Origin of the sequence: Chryseobacterium luquanense (assembly GCF_026460945.1) — a bacterium.
GTDB classification, from domain to species: Bacteria; Bacteroidota; Bacteroidia; order Flavobacteriales; family Weeksellaceae; genus Chryseobacterium; species Chryseobacterium luquanense.
In genome coordinates this window covers 1-1,893 of the sequence record NZ_JAOVZV010000039.1, presented here as the reverse complement: position 1 = coordinate 1,893, position 1,893 = coordinate 1, and the positions used below count along the sequence as shown (strand labels likewise).

Sequence of the window (1,893 nt, the reverse complement as noted above, 5' to 3'; positions counted from 1 at the left end):
TAGAATTGGGCTCCTGATATAATGCTGCGGTTAATCTGTTGTAGGAAATTCCCTAATAAATTTGGGAGATGAGTAATTTTTTACTTTCATATTTACACTTTTAATCTATAAAAATAAAACGAGTAACCATTTTGATTACTCGTTTTTTGATTGGTTTTTATTTGATTTCTTTGGTAAACCGCATTCATATAGGAAACCAACAGTTCTGAAACATTACCCATTTGAAACATCACCCAAAGCGGGAGATTACTCTTTTTTTGATTGAAGTTAATTTTTACTTCCATAATAGGAAATCCTCCTTTCCCATAGTTATAAACCATTACCTTCTGTAAAGTCTTTTTTCAATTTATTTCTAAAATCATCGAAGTTTGAATCAAAGAAATAAGGAGGAGGTGTAGAAAAACGAAATATTAATTCATCCATAAAAAAAGCTACTCTTTCCCAACAATTATCTTTGTATTCATCATAATTATATTTATGATGAATATTCTTACTAAATTCAACAAAATCTTCTTCTGTCAAATGGTATTTATCTTTATACAAATTTATATATTCAAATATCGAAAAGAAAAAATCTCTATATTGATCTATAGTAAGCCCAGAGAGATTTTCTGGATTAAATTCAATATATAATTTTTCTAAAATTTTTCTTATAACTGCGTCTCTTTCTTCCATATAATCCCTTTGTCATTTTACAAGCCATTACCTTTCGTGACATGTCTTTTCATTTTATATTTGAAATCTTCAAAGTTAGAATCCCAAAAAAATGGGGGATGATAAGTATACAAAATAGCTAATTCATCCATAAAAAATCTTACTCTTTCGCCACAATTATCTTCATAATTATCATCGTCATAATTATAAATAAAATCATTTGCAAATTTCCTAAAGTCTAAGTATGTCAAAAGATATTTATCTTTATATAGGTTTATATACTCAAACATAGAAATAATAAAATCCCTATATTCATCCAAGCTCATCTTGGAAATGTTTTCTGGTCTTAATTCAATTGATAATTTTTCTTCAATTTGTTTTATAATTATTTCTCTTTCTTCCATATAATTTTATTTTACAGGTTGCCAAGCTGGGGCAGTGGTTTGGATTAATGTTCTAAATGTCCCTACATTCATAGGAATTGCAGGTCGTATTTGCCCATAAAAGGGATTTGAATTATTTGGTACAGGCATTCCAATCAAACCATAAGATACTAATGAGCTTGCTGGTATTCTAAATAGAATTTGTTTTTTATGGGTATCAGGAACATCTGATGGTATTATATTTCCGTAACCAATAGTAACAGACAAACCATTTGAAAAAAGAGGTGTTATCATGGTAGAATTAGAAAGAAAATTAACATCTCTATCTCTTAAACCTAATTTATCCAAACCTTCTCCAACCATAGGCATACCATTTACACTCCTCATATTTCTATATAAAAATAAATTTCCTGGATTTGGCTCGTCTGTTGCAGTTATTGGTACAACCGCAGTTGGTGTATATGGTATTGAATTCGGAGCAAATTGACTGTCTCCATTCAACATCAAAGGCAATCCCCAAACACCTCCACGAAGTGATCCTACTGCCGCCATAACTTCTTCCCAAGTTAAAGCTGGTTCCACACCTTCAAGAATAAGTTCAGCCTCTAAAATTGTCCATCTTCCTGTCGTGCTTGCTGCTAATGGTAAAGTAGTCGCCTCTTTGCTTTTACCACCTCCAAAAAGATTGCGGACGAAACTTTTGACATTCTGCCAAAATGAAGGCTTTGAGTCGCCGCCACCGCCGCCACTTGAACCACCTGGATCAATATAACTATTTTGTTGATAAATAGGATTTAAATGCATATTTCCAGCACCATCTGTAGAAAACATGGGACGGTTTTCATTTGAAAAATTA

General features: G+C 31.6%; 4 protein-coding genes. All 4 read right to left on the bottom strand.

What is annotated here, in order from left to right:
- Positions 1-92: 92 nt before the first annotated feature.
- Positions 93-320, bottom strand: a complete 228-nt coding sequence (locus tag OEA66_RS20370) for a hypothetical protein (RefSeq protein ID WP_267283137.1) — start codon at positions 318-320, stop codon at positions 93-95.
- Positions 310-675 carry a hypothetical protein gene (locus OEA66_RS20365; protein ID WP_267283136.1) on the bottom strand — a complete coding sequence of 122 codons (366 nt, stop codon included), beginning with the start codon at positions 673-675 and terminating at the stop codon, positions 310-312. Before OEA66_RS20365 ends, OEA66_RS20370 begins: the two co-directional genes overlap by 11 nt.
- Before the next feature lie 17 nt (positions 676-692).
- Positions 693-1,058 (bottom strand): hypothetical protein, encoded by a 366-nt coding sequence (locus tag OEA66_RS20360; protein WP_267283135.1) that lies wholly within the window; start codon positions 1,056-1,058, stop codon positions 693-695.
- A 6-nt stretch (positions 1,059-1,064) separates the two neighbouring features.
- Positions 1,065-1,893: hypothetical protein (locus OEA66_RS20355; protein ID WP_267283134.1), on the bottom strand; the 829-nt coding region annotated here is incomplete at its 5' end.